Here is a 17034-nt window from a genome sequence, read left to right as displayed (position 1 = left end):
TATCAGATTTATAATAAATGCAAAAATAGAAGGAGGAACTATCGTGTTTTTTGGTGTAAGATATTTTTTTCACATTTTGTACTTTATTATTGCTTGGTCGTTGATTGCTCCCGTTGGATTGCAAATTCCTTACTCGGCAAATAATGAGTTTTGTAGACTGATCTGATTCCGTTAAGAAGTAAGTCAACTTGTCCTTTTCCAGTCCAACCATCATTGTAGTGAGACACAGTATTTCTTGTTTCAAATAATTGCCTTATAAAACGTTCTTGTGTCACGTCTAAATGGATATGGGTGTTGTTTCTCATTTTGCCCAGCAGAACAGCCGCGCCAGCATCTTTGCCTAGCCCTTGAATGTCCTGATAGTTTCTTAAAGTTAAAATAAGTAAGTGCTCTAAGGCTGTTCCCAAAGCACAAACCGATAGAAACCATTTTCCAGCATTGTAGGCAAACAAGATTTCTGAAATCTCTTCTGTAAATTCAGGATCATCAACACCGTGTGTAATATCAGCGACTTGGAATTTATTCAGGAAGAACGAATTTTTATTAAAAGCATCATCACTAAGTGGCGTCATTGACAATTGTTTAACCGATTTGCGGAATTCTCTTTCTACGAAAGATTCAATCTCTTTCTCAATCGCTCCTTTTAGCCCATCCATTTCTTCTGAAGGCATTCCATTTACTGTTATTAGAATAATATCTTTATTCTGAATCTTTCCCTCAGACAGTAACCACTTAACTTTTTCGTTATCAGATTGAGTTGTTAGAAAAGCATAATCTTGTATTGAGATAAAATCGTGGTACTGCAGTGTTCCGGCTCCCTGTTCACTTGAGGACAGGTAAACTGCCTTTATTTGACCAAAAAATTTGTTTTTAGTAGACATAATAGTTAAGTCCAGATCGGTGCTGACCCAAGAAAAAATATCTAAGTTATCCTGATCGACGCCAGTTTCCTGGATTTTGCTTAAATAAAAATTATGAAAATAATCATATAATTGCTGTTTTTCCGAATCTGACAGTTTGTCAATGTGAGCCAACAGTTTACCTATATTTTCTGCGTTTGCCATATTGCCTTCATTTTATGACTTTTATTGGTTTGTTGTAATGCATGTTTTGCAAATTCTTATAGAGAACTCAAATACAAGTTTTTAAAAAAATGACAATTCTTAAGCAAATGATATAGAATTGCCTCAGTTATAATTGCATAGGAAGATTTGCAATGCCACATAAGTAATGATCAATATCTCGTTAATACACTTCTTAAATTTGTTGATAATGCTTATCTACAAGACTTTATTTCTAAAGATCAAATACATTTTTCTTTACAAACCGACTTCAGATACTTAGAAAAAATACAAGGTGACCATGCAAAGAGATCAGATCGACTTAGCAGGACTTTAGTCTCCACAAAAACCAGTAATGTTTAATATGGGCATAGGTTCAGCTCATCCCCAATAAGAGTGTTGGAATCAGTAGTACTAAAAGAATTTTTTCCTCTGAATCTCGATTGAGCGTGAATGTGTCGGTTGCTCAATGGCGTTATGAAATAAAAGACGATATTAAGTGAGCGCGACTGCTTTACTGCTTAATTCTCGTTAAGATTATGTGAGTTCTCAAAAACTGGTTCCATGATACATGGGTTGCCAAATGATGCAATAGAAATAGTAACAAAGAAAATGATTGGGAAGTAAAATCGTTGATATTAAGCATAACTAATCAAATAAGCTTCGATAGGTCTATTCTTTAATTTATGAACTATATTTTTTCACTAGCGATTCGTAAAGCGCAGCACCAATGTCTTTTAATGATGAATGTATGGAAAAATCACCGAACCGAAATTTGTTTGTGTATCGTAATTTTTTGAGTGGTTACATGATTTTTTTAGGGGGGAACAGTTAACAGATCATCACTATTTTCAGTTGACGAAATTTTACTGGCGATTTTATTGCCACTGGTCTTCTTCTTGGTTAGTTCAGGACAGAATGATCCTATTACTCCATTTGATAAAAGAGTTATTTTTGAAAAAATAATTAATGCCAAATCAGTGTTTGTAGTGCTCGCTCTACTAGTTGTACCGGTTATCCTGTGGAACCGATATTGTGGAATCGTACTATGGCTCTTATTATTCTTTTATCTTTTAGGACTGTTTTTGACGCTTCGCATTTTTTTAAAATCTTACTAAAGAGTCTTTTCGTAATCAAGTTCGTAAAAATTTTATGGATTCTGCTTTAAAAAATAATAAAATCGATGTTGGTGAATTATGGGAAGATTTCTTCAATCAAAGAAAATTTATTCGCTCCTATAATGCTTCTGATTCACATCCCTTTAAGCTCACGTTTGTGTTTGACTACGATTTCATGCAACAGTTTTTCAAAACGATTAAACGTATTCGCTCAAATCCAAAATATGATAAAGAAAATGATCACAGCATCGATGGTTTGCTAAGGCTATGGGACGATAATCTTTTGTCATTTTATCAAGCAGGTGATCCGATCGCCTCCGACGAAATGATTAAATTCTATACGTATTGTTTCATGAATTATTCCTCTGAATCTCGTAACCACCGATGGCTATTGGATCGTGATTTTTTGTGGTTACGGATCGTCTTTACAAAATATATTCAATTGATTTTTGGATCTGCTAGCACAGGTATAGATGATAATATTAATGACTTTTTCAAAGAAAACTTCTTTGGTACTTTTAAGAAAATTGCTAATAGGTTCATTGATGAAAACTCATCTCGAGATAAAGTGGATCAAGAGAAGGTAATTAGTCTAGTTACGTTCTTGGTAAGTTCCAAAGCAAATACAATTTTCAATGCTTATGATGGGAAAGGCGATTTTTCTTTTCCCGAAGCATGGGCAACGACACCTGCAACTTTGGATCGCAGCAAGAACAAAAGTATGTCTTTCAAAAGCATAGCAGAGCAAAGTATCCGGCGTGCTTGGTTGAATGCTTATCGATCTTGGATTTTTGAGGGAAAAAATTTATGTGTTTCATATAACCCAGAAGAACAACTGAATGATGTTCATAATAAGCAACAGATGATTTCTGAAAATGTTTTGGTTGGGTTTAATATGAAAGTTGTCTCAGATCTATTAATGCTCCTGAAATTTATTATTCTGATAAATCCGGGTAAACTAACCGATGAAATATTAGATGCAGATGTTCAAAATCTATTGAATTTCTCAAAAACTTTTGGTTATATTTCTAATTCACTTCCTGTATTAGCTACGACACATGACGAGAAAACAGAAAATCAATTGTCCGATGTTGATCCAACTTATTCCTTAATGCGCATGATGTTTCCACAGCTCAAACATCGACAAAATTTAGATACAATACTGGCTTTTTTCAAATCTGAAGCGTTAGCAAAGAAGTATGCAACGGATTCCCAAAGGTCTGCATTGATTGCTCATTATCAGTGTGTACTAGAGAAATTAAAAGAAACACAATGATTGGAACTTTTTATTATTTATTTGAGTTAACAGGGCATTTTATTCTAACCAATCCATTTAACCATGGCCGTTTATTTGATGATTGTCTTGATGAGAAAACAAGGGAGATTGTGACTAATAATATTGATTATTTTCTCAAACTGGTCAATGAAACTTGTCGGTGTTGTTCAGATGGGGGGGTGCTACCGAATTTTGTTATATGGCAGTAGCCAGAGAGGCTTTAGTGGTTTTTATGCCATAATCTGAGTATGAATACAACAGATAAAAAAATTGGAATGGTCAGTGTGCCTGGACTTTATACAACAGAAGAGATTAAGGAGATTAATGCATCTTTTGGGCAATTTGATGTCGAATTTATTTCTTCGGAAAGAAGATTGGTACAAAATTCTATATTTGAAGGATTGCAAGTAATCATTTCGAGTCCTCTAGCTACCATGTTTTTAACGGCATTTGTAATTAACCCCTTGTACGATTTGGTGAAAACCTTTTTGAGTAATCTTTATAAAAAAATCATCACTAAACCTCTTTACTTAATATCTGGCCATAAGAAAAAAGTACCGGGTATCAATGTTCATATTTCATTGCAAAATCATGCTCAAATTATCATGGTTTTTGAGAGTGAGGTACCGGTTAACGACCAGCTATTAGATAAGTACTTTTTAAAAGTGCGAGAATCAATGCGAACGATTGAAGCCAATCAAAAGAAAATCATTTATATGAAAGATGATCATTTGGTTTCGGAAGATGAGACTGAATATATTTTATATCTCAGTCAACAATCACATCAAAATGATAACGGTGAGTCTTTATAACTGACGGCTTTGTCTCACATTATCTTATTTGCTTATGGTATTCTGGTGTAATCCTAAATAAATAATTAAGTCAAGAATTTTTGATTCTGGAAGACTTTGATAATCCAACTGATTGCTGAGAAATCCTTGTTAGTAACGTTTGTGACAATCATCCGTACGAATTCGGATATGGTTAGCCCATGCAGTGTGAGCTGTCATGAAAGCGATGAATCCAAGTGCCAAATTCCTTGTCATTTTGATTGTGAGTTTAGCTGCCGTCGGCGTAATGATTGTCTATTTACTCTCTGTGAGATTGTGCCGTTATTTACCCGTGTTTTTATGTCGATAAATCCTTTGCTGGTTGGATTCTTTGGAACAAAATTATAATTTGTCGACTTTTTTGTCTATGATCTGCGCGACGCTCTGTCGCTTGCTTATGACAATCTATCCACTAGACGTATAAAAATGTAAAATGTTATTATTGACCTGTTTACAATTAATGGCCAATATGTTTTGGAGGCGCAATGTTCACTAAAATCAGAAAAATCTCATTAGAGAGTTCTATTTTGTTCATTATTTTTATGGCAATTGCTGTTTTAGTATGGAGCAATAGTTTTCTGCCACAGTATTTAGAGACGATTGCTTTGCTGATTGCTATTTCAATATTGTTAGGGATGTTCTTACCGACAATTTTGATTAGTTGGGTTGTGATTATCATTGTCAGCACTGGGATAGTTATTTTAACGGCCGGCAGTGTCTTTTTGACGGTACCGGAACGGATTTTTTTGATTGCTATTTTTCCATTTTTTGCTTTTTTAACTCAATTAGTTCATGAAAATATTTTACTGCGTCGTGAATCTTTACGGGTAATGAAACATATTAAAAGTTTTTCTAACCATGTCGATACTGTGACTAATTTTAGGCGTAGCAGGTTGGCAAAAAAATTTTACGGAAATTGTATTCGTTTTTTGCGCAATAATCCCAATATCAAAATCGTTTATCGTGTTGCCTTGATCAATTTAGCCCACCAAGAACAATTTTTCCAGCTGAATAATCGAGAATATTTTCGCATTATAGCATCTGCAGCCAATGTATTGAAAAAGATTCGAATGCCTAGCGAACATATTTTTTATCTCGATGATAGATCTTTTTTATTGATATTCCCAGCGACAACTTTTAAAGATTATGATCAAATTAATGCTAAAACTGAGCAGGAATTGAATAAAATCAGATTTCGGAGCGTTAATTCAGTTTATGAAGTTCAGTTTATGTTAGAGACGATTACGGTTAATGCTAAGAATGTTGATAAATATACTGATTTAAAACAAGTTTTGCATCGTTTACATCGAAAATTAGAGACGCATATTATCAAAGAATATCAATAAGAATGGAATCGAGAATATGAATTTACTCAATGTATTTTTTATCATCGCGATGATAGTCACGATTGTCTTCGCTACTTGTGTGACGGTTTTGTATATTTTTCAATGGATTATTTTTTATCGCGTGACTTACTATTTTAATAAGGTTTCAGACCATGAGTGATTATCTTGTCATTTTTGCATTATTGTCTATTTGGATTTCGATCTTCATGAGTATTGTGATCATTAGTGGTGCTGTTCATTTTTGGTTAAAACGAAGTCGCCACGCAAGCAAAATAACTAGATTATCCCGCTATCCAAAAATTTCCATCGTTGTGCCAGCCCATAACGAAGAAACAGTAATTGCTAAGACAATTAGCGCTTTATTGGCTTTGAATTATCCAACAGACAAACTCGAGTTATTGTTATTTGCTGATAATTGTCAGGATCACACTTATGATGTGATGCAACAGGCCATTGTTAGATCAGCTGGAACATTGACTGATATTCAAATTGTTAAGCGGACTGGTGGTGGCGGTAAAGCCGGTGTTTTAAATGATGCTTTGAAAATTGCCAGTGGTGAATTTATCGCTGTCTACGATGCTGATGCTATTCCAGAGAAAAATGCTTTGTATTTTTTGATAGCAACTTTTCTTCAAGATCCCGAACGTTATGCGGCTGTTTTTGGGAGAAACAAGACACGTAATGCTAATCAAAACTTCTTGACTAAGTGTATTAATCAAGAGATTGTTGTGACTCAGCGTATCCAGCACGTTGGTTTGTGGCATTTATTTAAGATTGGCCGAATTCCTGGTACTAATTTTATTATCAATACTAAATTTGTTAAAAGCATTGGCGGCTGGCGGAATGGGGCCCTGACAGAAGATACTGATATCTCTTTTAAAATTATGCAGAGTGGCAAGTTGATCGCATTGGCATATAATTCTGAAGCCTTTCAGCAAGAACCGGAGACGCTTAAATCTTATTATTACCAGCGTAAAAGGTGGGCCAAGGGTAACTATCAAGTGGTTTTGGCCAATTTTAAACATTTATTTGATCATAGTCATTGGCGTGTCAAGCTCGAAACATTTTATTATTCTTGCACTTTTTTCTGGTTTATTATTGCAATAATTGTGTCTGATGTGATTTTTTTTGTCAATCTTTTAGCGATGATGGCAGGGATTTTTCATTCAGGGATTATGGTGCCTTTTAATTTTTCTGCCAGCAATCCTCAGATTGCACAGCTGTTAAGTTACAACTGGATTCTCATGATTCTTATTTATCTGTTGCAAATCAATATTGCTATGTCAACACAATTTGGGCAGGCCACTAGTAAACAGATTTGGATTGCTTTATTGTCTTATTTTACTTATTCACAGATTTTTGTGGTAGTGTCAATTTCTTCAGTCTTTTCAGTAATTATCGACGTTTTGTTCCATCGTGATGGCAGCAAGTGGGTTAAGACTAAAAGGTTTACGGATTAAGGAGGATGAATGTTTAAACACGTGATTCAACATTTTTGGGTACTGATAGTTGTTGTCCTTTATTTAGTGCTGCTTTTGTATATCAGAGTTTCCCATAATAATGCCTTGCCCGGAAATTTTTATCATAATTGGCGGACTCATTATCTGAAAACGCGAGGTCATACTATGTTTGTCAAAACGAATGTGTCAGGTCCATTAACGACTTTGTCAGAGAGCCAAGGCTACGCCATGCAAATCACTTTGGCAGCAGCAGATAGAGGATTGGCCAACCAACAGGACTTCCAAAAATTAGTTGCCTATTATCAGAATAATCAGTTACCGAATACACATTTAATGTCTTGGCGCCAGCGCTATTTGTCTGGTCATGTCCAGCGTTCTCACAATAGCGCCACAGATGGTGATGTTTTTATTGCCGATTCTTTGATTCAAGCAGCCCGGATTTGGCCATCTCATCAGCAATATTATCTGCATTTGGCACATCAGTTACTGCAAGATATTCTGACTTATGAATACAATCCCGGACAGCGGATACTGACTGTCGGAAATTGGGCAGATAAGCATACCCCTTATTACACGATGATGCGTACTTCTGATGTTTTGCCTGAGAGTTTTGATCGTTTTTATCAATTGACTGCCGATCGAACTTGGCTGCACATTAAAAACAGTATGCTTAATAAACTGTTTTTGCTAAGTCGATCCAATAAAAATGGGTTGATTCCGGATTTCGCTTGGATAGATTCAAATAAGAAAATCGTCATTAGGAAAGGAAAAAAATTTGATCAGTTCAGCCAGAAGACATATGGTTACAATGCATGTCGTATTCCCATGAATTTAGCTAAAAGTCGTGACAAAAAATCACGCTTTGTTCTCCATCGTTTACTCACTTTTTTTGATCGTGAAAGATATATATCGGCAGGGTATAGTTTGAACGGGCATCAATTAAATACTTACCAGTCACCTAGTTTTTCAGCACCTGTGTTATATGCCTCTGCTCAATTCAATCGTTATGCCTCGCTTAGCCACCGCGAAGAATATGTTTTGATGATGCCATCTTTAAAGAATAGATACTACGATGAGACACTTACGACAATGACTGCTTTGTCGTTGAAACGTTAAAAAGGAGATTTAATGAAAAAAATAAAAGTAATGATGATTTTTGGTACCCGGCCGGAAGCAATTAAAATGGCACCGCTATATTTAGAAATGAAAAAACAAATCAATTATTTTGATCCGATCACTGTAGTGACTGCACAGCACAGAGAAATGTTGGATCAGGTGCTGACAGTTTTTCATATTATTCCGGACTATGATTTAGACGTTATGGAAGGGAGCCAGACTTTAGCTGGTATTACGACACGTGTGCTGCAAGGTTTGGAAAAAATATTTGCTTCTGAGCAGCCGGATATTGTGTTAGTCCATGGCGATACGACGACGACTTTGGCGGCCAGTTTGAGTGCGTTTTATCATCAAATTAGGATCGGACACGTTGAAGCCGGTTTACGGACTTGGAAGAAATATTTGCCTTATCCAGAAGAAATGAATCGCCAATTAACCGACACTTTGGCAGATTTATATTTTGCACCAACTAGCCTTAGCCGGGATAACTTATTAAAAGAAGGACATAATAGTCAGGCAATTGCGGTTACAGGAAATACTGTCATTGATGCCTTATCACGGACGGTGAGTAAGAAATTTCACCACGATGTTTTAAAACAGATTGACCCGACACATCGGATTATTTTATTAACCATGCATCGACGCGAGAACCAAGGTCGGCCCATGCGACAAGTTTTTCGTGCTATCAGAGATACAGTCACTCTCCATCCGGATGTTGATGTCATTTACCCCGTCCATTTGAGTCCGAAAGTTCAAGAAGTTGCCAAAGAAGAACTGTCGGGTTCTAAACGCATACACTTAATTGCTCCTTTAGATGTGATTGATTTTCACAATATTGCAGCGAGAAGCTTTTTTATTATGACGGATTCTGGCGGTGTTCAAGAAGAAGCACCTTCCTTAAATAAGCCGGTATTGGTGTTACGCGATGACACCGAACGTCCAGAAGGTGTGAAAGCCGGAACTTTAAAGTTGGTTGGCGAAGATCCACGGTATATTCGCCAATCTATGGAACAGTTGTTGGACGATCCAGCAGTATATGCAAGTATGTCTCATGCTAAAAATCCTTACGGGGATGGCCATGCTTCAGCACGCATTTTGGCATTTATTCAAGAAAAGATTGGTTAATCACAAGTAATTTTAGATTTATCTTGTTAAAAAAATTAAAAGGCGTTGATATTCTTGTTAAAGTAACAAAAGTTTAACTTAAAGATGATTTTTATTTAATCAATAATTCTTAGATATTTTTTATATAACTATTTTCTAATCTGGAGTTGCGCTGGCGGAAAATAAAATGATGCCTCAAATCTTAGCCAAACGAAATAAATTCGGTGCACCTTATATTTCGATCATCGTGTCAACTTTGCTTGGTTTGCTGCTGGCATATTCGGGAACGTTTTCGACTCTTGCCCAGATCAGCGCTGTTTCTCGATTTGCTCAATTCATTCCAACGATAGTCGCTTTGATGGTCTTTAGAAAAACGATGGCACACGCACCGAGAGAATTCAAAGTACCCTTCGGCTGGCTGATTCCAGTCTTAGCTTTGGCCGTTTCAGTCTGGCTGCTTTTCAACACACCTGTATTAAACATTTTATGGGGTTTTGGTGCTTTGATCATTGCAATTCCTTTTTATTTTTTAACCAAACAACATAATATAAATTTGAGTCATTGATTCGTTTGCCCTGTATCAACTCCAAGGTTTAGAATTGTAGAAAAGGCTGCAATCAGTTTTCAATTGCATCACGAGGAGTTTTAATGTCTAAATTGAAGTGGTCAGGTTTGATCGGCGCGGTGGTCGTGATCATCATTGCTTTTTCACTATTTCTTTATTTTAGAAGGGAGAATCATATGCCAACTTATCGTCCCGGCCAAACAGGCCGACAAACAGCACAGGGTGGTAAAACTAAATATCACATTCGCGAAATAACTTTGACCAGTAATGACAAACGAGTTTGGGGTGAAGCTTACATTCCGGATACACAAGGCAAGCATCCCCTGGTTATTTTTTCGCATGAACTGGGCACGACGCATTCGACTGGCGAGGGCTATGCCAGATATTTTGCCAGCCGTGGAATTGCCTATTATCTTTTTGATTTTCCTGGCGGATCGATCTCAGGATCACGTTCGCAAGGAAAGTCGACGGATATGTCGGTCCTCACAGAGGTCGCTGATTTAAAAAACGTTATCAACGCTGCTGAAAAATGGGATTTTGTCGATACGAACCGGATCTATTTGCACGGCGGAAGCCAGGGCGGATTAGTAACAGCTATCGCCGGTGCTCAAGAACCGGAACACCGGATCGCTGGATTGATCTTGGCTTACCCGGCCTTTATTATCCGCGATCAGCTGCATCATGATTATCCTAGTTTGTCGGCGGTTCCGGAGCACTTCAGGTATATCGACTGGATCGATGTTTCTAAAAAATATGCGACCGATATGTGGAATTACGATATCTATGGTGAGATCGCAAAGTATACCGGTCCGGTGCTGATCTTGCATGGCGATGAAGATCATACAGTCCCGATGCGTTATTCACAGCGGGCTCAAAGAGTTTATCAGCATGCTCAATTAAAGGTCATCCCCGGCGGCGGTCATGAATTTTTCGGTCGTGCTTTCAATGAAGCAACTGTCGAAATGGAAAAGTTTTTTGTCCAACAAAAAGTTATTAAATGATTTTTGGTTTCTTTGACTGGAATTTAGATAAGAAGGAAAAATCCTGGCAGTCTTCCTTTCAGTGTAAATTTTGAAAGGAATAAGGAGGATCGCGCTTTGAAAGCTTTGGCGGATAAGAATCAATTAGAGACTGATGACTAAATTATCTTTTCCTTTTTTTCTTGATTTACAATTTAAAAATTTTTCGTTGATGGTGCCTCGATTATTTATAATCGAGGTATTTTTTTGCAAAAAATCGGCGGGGAGGCCTATAAACATTTGTTTTGCGGTGCTGATTTGGTGTCTGTGGTTGTCAGCTTTTTTGAAGGACCGGCTGTTTTTGCTCGGTTAGAACAAGAACTATCTGACATTTCAGCCAAAAAGGAATCGATGGTCTGCAAGAGATCAGAGTGAAGTTAAGCTTTTATTGAGTGATTGCTTTTATAGCGGCTGTCAAACCCCTGACGTCATCTTCCAGACTTAGGCAAGGCATGTTTGGACGGTTTATTATTTGGGACGGCAGAAAGGGGATATGTATAAAACCCGCTTTGATATTATTGAATTCCTTATCGATCATATATTGAACTTGATACATGATGTGGTTGCAAACGAAGGTTCCGGCACTATTTGAGACGCAGCTGTGCAAACCTGAGCTGATGATCGCTTTAGACATTTTTTTGATGGGTAATTGGCTGAAATAGGCAGTCTGCCCATCATTTTTTATTTTCCTATCAACTGGTTTTTGACCAGCATTATCAGCGATCCGCGCATCGTCCAAATTAATAGCAACTCTCTCTGGTGTGATCGCATATCTGCCGCCGGCCTGGCCGATACAAAGGATAATATCCGGTTTTGTTTCAACTATTTGCTGGTGGATTATTTCAGCACATTTATTAAAAATAGTTGGGATCTCCAACTTTAATATGTCGATCCCTTCTATTTTGTCCGGCATTTTCTTGACGGCTTCAAATGACGGATTGATATCATCTTTTCCAAATGGATCAAATCCTGTTAATAACAGTTTCATTGTTTTCTCCAATTGAGAAAGATTTTAGCATTACTTGAGCAGGTTTGTGCTGATAAATGTTAGAGAAATAAAAATTCATATTTAGTTAAAAAAATAACTATTATTGAAATTAAATTTTAAAAAGTTATAATTTATCATGTTGGGAGTTTTATAAAAAGGGCTGAATATGTTTGGATTCTCGATTTTTTTAAATAAAGATTTAAACGATGAAACTTTGAAATATATTTCCCGTATGAAAAAGATTGGTTTTTCTAGCATTTTTAGTTCTGTGAATATTCCAGAAGACGGTGAGCCGTTTAAAGAAAATATTTTAAAATTAGGGCAGGCGGCAAAAACTAACCATTTAAGTTTAACTATTGATATATCTGGGGATTCGATCAAAAAAATCCTTTTTCTTTTCGGAAATATGAAAGCGCTTACTAAAATAGGCATTGATCGACTTCGTTTAGATGCGGGATTTTCAATGAAACAAGCGGCTGAAATGAGCAGAATCGTTAAAGTAGCTTTGAATGCCAGCACTCTTTCTTCTGATGATTATGCGGAGTTGAAATCAGCAGGCGCTGTCTTTGATAATATCGTCGCTTGGCATAATTATTACCCGCGGCCTGAAACAGGTCTCAGTAAAAAGTTTTTCCTTGAAAGAAATGAGTACCTGAGAAAACTGGGTTTTAAAGTAGCTGCTTTTGTGCCCGGAGACGGTCGATTACGCGGGCCGATCTATAAGGGGCTCCCAACTCTGGAAAGGGATCGAAATCGTTCGACTTTTATCAGCGCCTTAAAGATGAAACAAAGATTATCGACCGATCTAGTTTTTATAGGCGACCCGCAAATATCTTTACGAACTCAACGATTATTTTCGAACTATTTGTGTGAACACAAGATCGTTTTGAGGGCTGACCTATTAGATTTGAAGTACTCTGCTTTGATACTTAAAACTCACCATAATCGAGCTGATCAAGCTCGTGATTGCTTAAGAAGCACAGAATCGAGACAGAACGTTCGTTTTTCTGTAGCTCCTAAGAACCAAGGAAACCGAAAAAAGGGAACCATCACGATTGATAATCTGTTGTATAAGCGATACATGGGAGAGCTTCAAATAACAAAAAGAGATTTACCGGCTGATAAAAAAGTTAATATCATCGGAAAAATAATTGATAAAGATCTGAAGCTTATCGATCTTGTTGGGCCTAATGGAGCTTTTAAAATTATTGAAAACAGAGGTGGATCTGAATAAATGGAAAAAATTGATTTGGACCGATTAGTTACAGAAAAAAGGAATAAAGCAACGATGGATCTTGATAAGTTATCCATCCATCAGGCCGCGATCATTATGAATAAGGAAGACCAAAAGGTTGCCATAGCAGTTAAAGAAGCACTTCCTTGGATCGAAATTGCTATTAATAAGGTAGTTGCTTCCTTTCAAAATGGCGGTCGGCTTATATATATCGGTGCCGGTACAAGCGGCAGATTGGAAGTTCTTGATGCGGCAGAATGCGTACCGACTTTCGGTGTAGAACCAGAAATGGTCACTGGTCTGATCGCAGGAGGCCAAAAAGCTTTGACTGTTGCAGTCGAAGGAGCTGAAGATGATGCTGATCAAGGTATTGAAGATCTAAAGAGATCTGAGCTTTCTAAAAACGATACAGTGATCGGTATTGCTGCAAGCGGCAGGACTCCATATGTAACTGGTGCTCTTGAATATGCCAAGAAAGTTGGTGCAGGAACGGTCGCTCTTTCATTGAATAAAGATTCTGTTATAGGCAAACTAGCTGATACTAAAATTGAAGTTGATGTTGGACCGGAATTTTTAACAGGTTCGACTCGACTGAAATCAGGAACTGCGCAAAAAATGGTTTTGAACATGATATCTACCATTTCCATGATTAGGATCGGCAAAGTATATAAGAATTTGATGGTCGACGTAAAACCGACTAATGGTAAATTGATCGAGCGTGCAAAACACATAATTATGGAAGCTACCGACAGCACTTATCAGACCGCCTCAGAAAAATTCAAAGAAGCGGATAATGATGTTAAAACTGCGATCGTTATGATTTTAACCGATTGCGATAAAAAAACAGCTAAACAAAAAATATTAAAAGCCCACGGATTTGTTAGAAAGACTCTTTGATAAAAGGGAGACTGACATGGCGAATGATGATTATAGCCGAATAGGAAAAGAAATTTTTGATGGCATTGGCGGTCCTGAAAATGTATCAAAGTTGATACATTGTATGACGCGTGTGCGAATCACGATCAAAGATTATGACAAAGTTGATATGCAAAAGCTCAGGAAAATACCTGGTATTATGGGTGTCGTTAAAGATGATACCCTTCAGGTGGTTGTTGGTCCTGGGAAAGTCAATAAAGTCGCTCAAAGCATGGTTGATTCAGTCGGCGTCAAGCTGGGAGAAAATTTCCCTGACCAAGTTAAAAATGAAAACCTTTCGTTGGAAGAAGAGACTGCTTTAAACAAACAAAAAGCAAAAGACAAATATAATAAACCATCTAAATTCAAGGCGGTTTTAAAGTCTATATCTAATATTTTCGTTCCAATGATACCAGCTTTTGTCGGTGCCGGTATGATCGCCGGAATAGCATCGATTTTACAAAATTTAGTTACGGCAAAAACTCTGGATGCAAATTCTTGGGGACAGATCATAGATATTTTAAACATCATTAAAAATGGTATTTTTAGTTATCTTGTTATTTACACGGGTATAAATGCGGCTTCTGAGTTTGGTGCTACTCCAGCTGTTGGTGGAGTTGTTGGCGCTATAACGCTTCTAACGGGAATGAATCCTGACGCTCCGGTCAAAAATCTTTTCAACGGCCAAGCGCTTGTTTCAGGACAAGGCGGTATTATAGGAGCTATTTTTGCAGTTTGGCTTCTTTCCCTGCTAGAAAAAAGATTGCATAAAATAATACCAGATTCTTTGGATATAATCGTAGTCCCGACTATAAGCCTGCTGGTCATCGGCTTAATAACTATTTTTCTTATAATGCCGATCGCTGGTGTCATATCAACTAACTTAGTCGGTGCCATTAATTTTGTTTTGCATGTTGGCGGTGGTGTATCCGGCTTTATTTTAGGCGCGGCTTTTCTTACGATGGTCATGTTTGGTCTTCACCAGATCTTAACTCCCATCCATTTGGAAATGATAAATAGGACTGGCAGTACACAACTGCTGCCCATCCTGGCCATGGCCGGTGCAGGACAAGTAGGCGCTGCAGCGGCATTATGGTTTAGGTTGAGGAAGAATAAAGATTTAGTAGACAAGATCAAAGGTGCTTTGCCGGTTGGGATCCTTGGTATTGGAGAGCCGCTGATATACGGTGTCACATTGCCAATGGGAAGACCATTTATCACCGCATGTATCGGCGGCGGAATCGGTGGAGCGATCGTTGGTGCGTTTGGAAATGTTGGATCTATAGCCATCGGACCTTCCGGAGTTGCTTTGATACCGTTGATCGCTCAGGGAAGATGGATCTTCTATATTTTCGGTCTATTAGGAGGTTATTTAGGCGGTTTTGTCGTTACCTATTTCTTCGGAATACCTAAAGATGAATTGAATAAGGCTGCTTCTTTTAAAAATAAAGATCAGTCAGAACAAGATAAGGGTGTTGAAAACAAGGTAAGCGATATTGGACGGTTAGCTATAAAAGCTCCTATCAATGGCAAAGTAGTGCCGCTTTCCTCTATACCTGATGATGTTTTTTCAAGCGGAATGATGGGTCCAGGGGTCGCTATCGAACCAAGTGATGGTCACTTAGTTTCTCCGATATCAGGAAAAGTCGAAATGATAACACCGACGAAACACGCAATTGGATTAAAGGGGGATGACGGTGAAGAAATTTTGATCCATTTAGGAATAGACACGGTCGAATTAAAAGGAAATGGTTTTAAACTTTTAGTTGAAGAAGGTCAGCACGTTGATATCGGTACCCCTTTGCTGGACGCTGATCTATCTGCTATCAAAGCTAAAAAATATTCAGTTATCACGCCCGTTATTATATTAAACAAAGATCGATTTAAAGATGTTGCTTCACTTAAAAATGGTTCTATAAGGGCTGGTGAAGAAATATTAGAACTGGCAAAATAAATAGTGAATATAGTTGTTACAAAAGCTGAGTTCCATGTAAACTTAGCTTTTTATTAATATAGGAGTGAATCGTGTATGGATTCTTTTTTGGCAAAGTTAAGCAATGAGGAAAAATTTACCGCCAGCGAGAAAAAGATCGCTGCTTATTTGATCAATAATGGTTTACATGTTTTAAATATGAGTGCTGAGCAAATTGGTAAAGCGACAAAAACAAGCGGGGCAACGGTGATCAGATTCGCCAAAAAAATTGGATATAGCGGATTACCAAATTTAAAATTAGACCTTGCGTCGGGAACTAATGAAAATAATTTTAAAAATATGGACGAAATCGAGCAAGATGACACCGTCAAGGGTATTTATGAAAAAATGGGAACAAGGTTCAAATTGATTCCTGATGTGATAGAAGAACGCAATCCTCCAAAAAATATCGATCTGGTCGTGAATAGTATAGAAAGTGCTAAAAATATTTTCGTATATGGCATAACTGCGTCTTCCTTAATTGCACAAGATATCCAACAAAAGTTCACTCGTATTGGCTTGTCTGTCGTTTTCAATCCTGATTTCCATCAGATGGTAACTACTTTACAAGCTTTGTCTGAACCTGGGGATGTTAGTTTTTGCATATCTGATTCAGGGAAAACACCAGAAATACTTTTATTCCAAAAAATAAGTCATGAATTAAATTTAAAAACCATAGGTATAACTAGTGATAATAACAGCCCGTTATCGAAAAATAGTGATTTGAATCTTTATTCTTACAAACAGGTCTTTAGCCAAGTAAGGTCGGCTTCGACTACCGGATTGATGTCGCAGTTCTATTTGATAGATATCTTGTTCTATAGATATCTTAGTCAAAATTTTGACCAGGGTATGGCAAATGTTTTGGAGACCAGAGAACGCATCGACAAAGAATTGAGACGTGTAAAATAAATTCTTTTAGTTATTGATACCGCTTACAAAATATGTTAAAGTATTACTCGTGATTAGGATTGTAACTGCGTCGTAGCAGGCAAAACCTGATGATGTTTTCCCATTTTTTTGTTTTTTG

15 protein-coding genes are annotated in these 17034 nt (G+C 37.2%); 13 read left to right on the top strand and 2 right to left on the bottom strand.

The window, feature by feature from the left end; all coding sequences use genetic code 11:
* Nucleotides 1-86: 86 nt before the first annotated feature.
* The gene (locus ACKP2L_RS07130; RefSeq protein ID WP_439425167.1) at nucleotides 87-1064 is read right to left on the bottom strand and encodes a hypothetical protein; all 978 of its coding nucleotides are present in this window, start codon (nucleotides 1062-1064) and stop codon (nucleotides 87-89) included.
* Nucleotides 1065-2213: 1149 nt separating this feature from the next.
* Here ACKP2L_RS07130 and ACKP2L_RS07125 point away from each other — a divergent pair.
* The 9 genes from ACKP2L_RS07125 to ACKP2L_RS07085 all read left to right on the top strand — a co-directional run bounded on the left by ACKP2L_RS07125 (nucleotide 2214) and on the right by ACKP2L_RS07085 (nucleotide 11270).
* On the top strand, nucleotides 2214-3455 hold the full coding sequence (locus ACKP2L_RS07125; protein WP_439425166.1) for a hypothetical protein: 1242 nt from the start codon (nucleotides 2214-2216) through the stop codon (nucleotides 3453-3455).
* 248 nt (nucleotides 3456-3703) lie between these two features.
* On the top strand, nucleotides 3704-4267 hold the full coding sequence (locus tag ACKP2L_RS07120; RefSeq protein WP_439425165.1) for a hypothetical protein: 564 nt from the start codon (nucleotides 3704-3706) through the stop codon (nucleotides 4265-4267).
* Nucleotides 4268-4770: 503 nt separating this feature from the next.
* A complete protein-coding gene (locus ACKP2L_RS07115) occupies nucleotides 4771-5631 on the top strand; it encodes a hypothetical protein (RefSeq protein WP_439425164.1) in 861 nt (286 codons plus the stop codon).
* A gap of 152 nt (nucleotides 5632-5783) precedes the next feature.
* The gene (locus ACKP2L_RS07110) at nucleotides 5784-7091 is read left to right on the top strand and encodes a glycosyltransferase family 2 protein (protein WP_439425163.1); all 1308 of its coding nucleotides are present in this window, start codon (nucleotides 5784-5786) and stop codon (nucleotides 7089-7091) included.
* Nucleotides 7092-7100: 9 nt separating this feature from the next.
* Nucleotides 7101-8207: a glycosyl hydrolase family 8 gene (locus ACKP2L_RS07105; RefSeq protein WP_439425162.1), complete on the top strand. Its 1107-nt coding sequence runs from the start codon at nucleotides 7101-7103 to the stop codon at nucleotides 8205-8207.
* 12 nt (nucleotides 8208-8219) lie between these two features.
* Nucleotides 8220-9332, top strand: coding sequence for a non-hydrolyzing UDP-N-acetylglucosamine 2-epimerase (gene wecB, locus ACKP2L_RS07100; RefSeq protein WP_439425161.1), 1113 nt, complete (start codon nucleotides 8220-8222; stop codon nucleotides 9330-9332).
* 166 nt (nucleotides 9333-9498) lie between these two features.
* The gene (locus tag ACKP2L_RS07095; RefSeq protein ID WP_439425160.1) at nucleotides 9499-9876 is read left to right on the top strand and encodes an amino acid permease; all 378 of its coding nucleotides are present in this window, start codon (nucleotides 9499-9501) and stop codon (nucleotides 9874-9876) included.
* 83 nt (nucleotides 9877-9959) lie between these two features.
* Complete coding sequence (locus tag ACKP2L_RS07090) at nucleotides 9960-10877, top strand: alpha/beta hydrolase family protein (RefSeq protein WP_439425159.1); 918 nt, start codon at nucleotides 9960-9962, stop codon at nucleotides 10875-10877.
* 225 nt (nucleotides 10878-11102) lie between these two features.
* Nucleotides 11103-11270, top strand: a complete 168-nt coding sequence (locus ACKP2L_RS07085) for a hypothetical protein (protein ID WP_439425158.1) — start codon at nucleotides 11103-11105, stop codon at nucleotides 11268-11270.
* Nucleotides 11271-11280: 10 nt separating this feature from the next.
* Here ACKP2L_RS07085 and pcp read toward each other — a convergent pair whose 3' ends face one another.
* On the bottom strand, nucleotides 11281-11883 hold the full coding sequence (gene pcp / locus ACKP2L_RS07080; protein ID WP_439425157.1) for a pyroglutamyl-peptidase I: 603 nt from the start codon (nucleotides 11881-11883) through the stop codon (nucleotides 11281-11283).
* A gap of 214 nt (nucleotides 11884-12097) precedes the next feature.
* On the opposite strand from pcp, the gene ACKP2L_RS07075 reads away from it, so the two are divergent.
* From ACKP2L_RS07075 to ACKP2L_RS07060, 4 genes are all read left to right on the top strand, one after another.
* Nucleotides 12098-13117, top strand: a complete 1020-nt coding sequence (locus ACKP2L_RS07075; RefSeq protein ID WP_439425156.1) for a MupG family TIM beta-alpha barrel fold protein — start codon at nucleotides 12098-12100, stop codon at nucleotides 13115-13117.
* Nucleotides 13118-14014: an N-acetylmuramic acid 6-phosphate etherase gene (gene murQ / locus ACKP2L_RS07070; RefSeq protein WP_439425155.1), complete on the top strand. Its 897-nt coding sequence runs from the start codon at nucleotides 13118-13120 to the stop codon at nucleotides 14012-14014.
* Nucleotides 14015-14030: 16 nt separating this feature from the next.
* Nucleotides 14031-15986, top strand: a complete 1956-nt coding sequence (locus ACKP2L_RS07065; protein ID WP_439425154.1) for a glucose PTS transporter subunit IIA — start codon at nucleotides 14031-14033, stop codon at nucleotides 15984-15986.
* Nucleotides 15987-16061: 75 nt separating this feature from the next.
* On the top strand, nucleotides 16062-16916 hold the full coding sequence (locus ACKP2L_RS07060; RefSeq protein ID WP_439425153.1) for a MurR/RpiR family transcriptional regulator: 855 nt from the start codon (nucleotides 16062-16064) through the stop codon (nucleotides 16914-16916).
* The last annotated feature ends 118 nt before the right edge of the window (nucleotides 16917-17034 follow it).

The organism is Oenococcus alcoholitolerans (assembly GCF_051852995.1).
Lineage (GTDB): Bacteria > Bacillota > Bacilli > Lactobacillales > Lactobacillaceae > Oenococcus > Oenococcus alcoholitolerans.
This window is presented reverse-complemented; position numbering and strand designations above follow the sequence as displayed.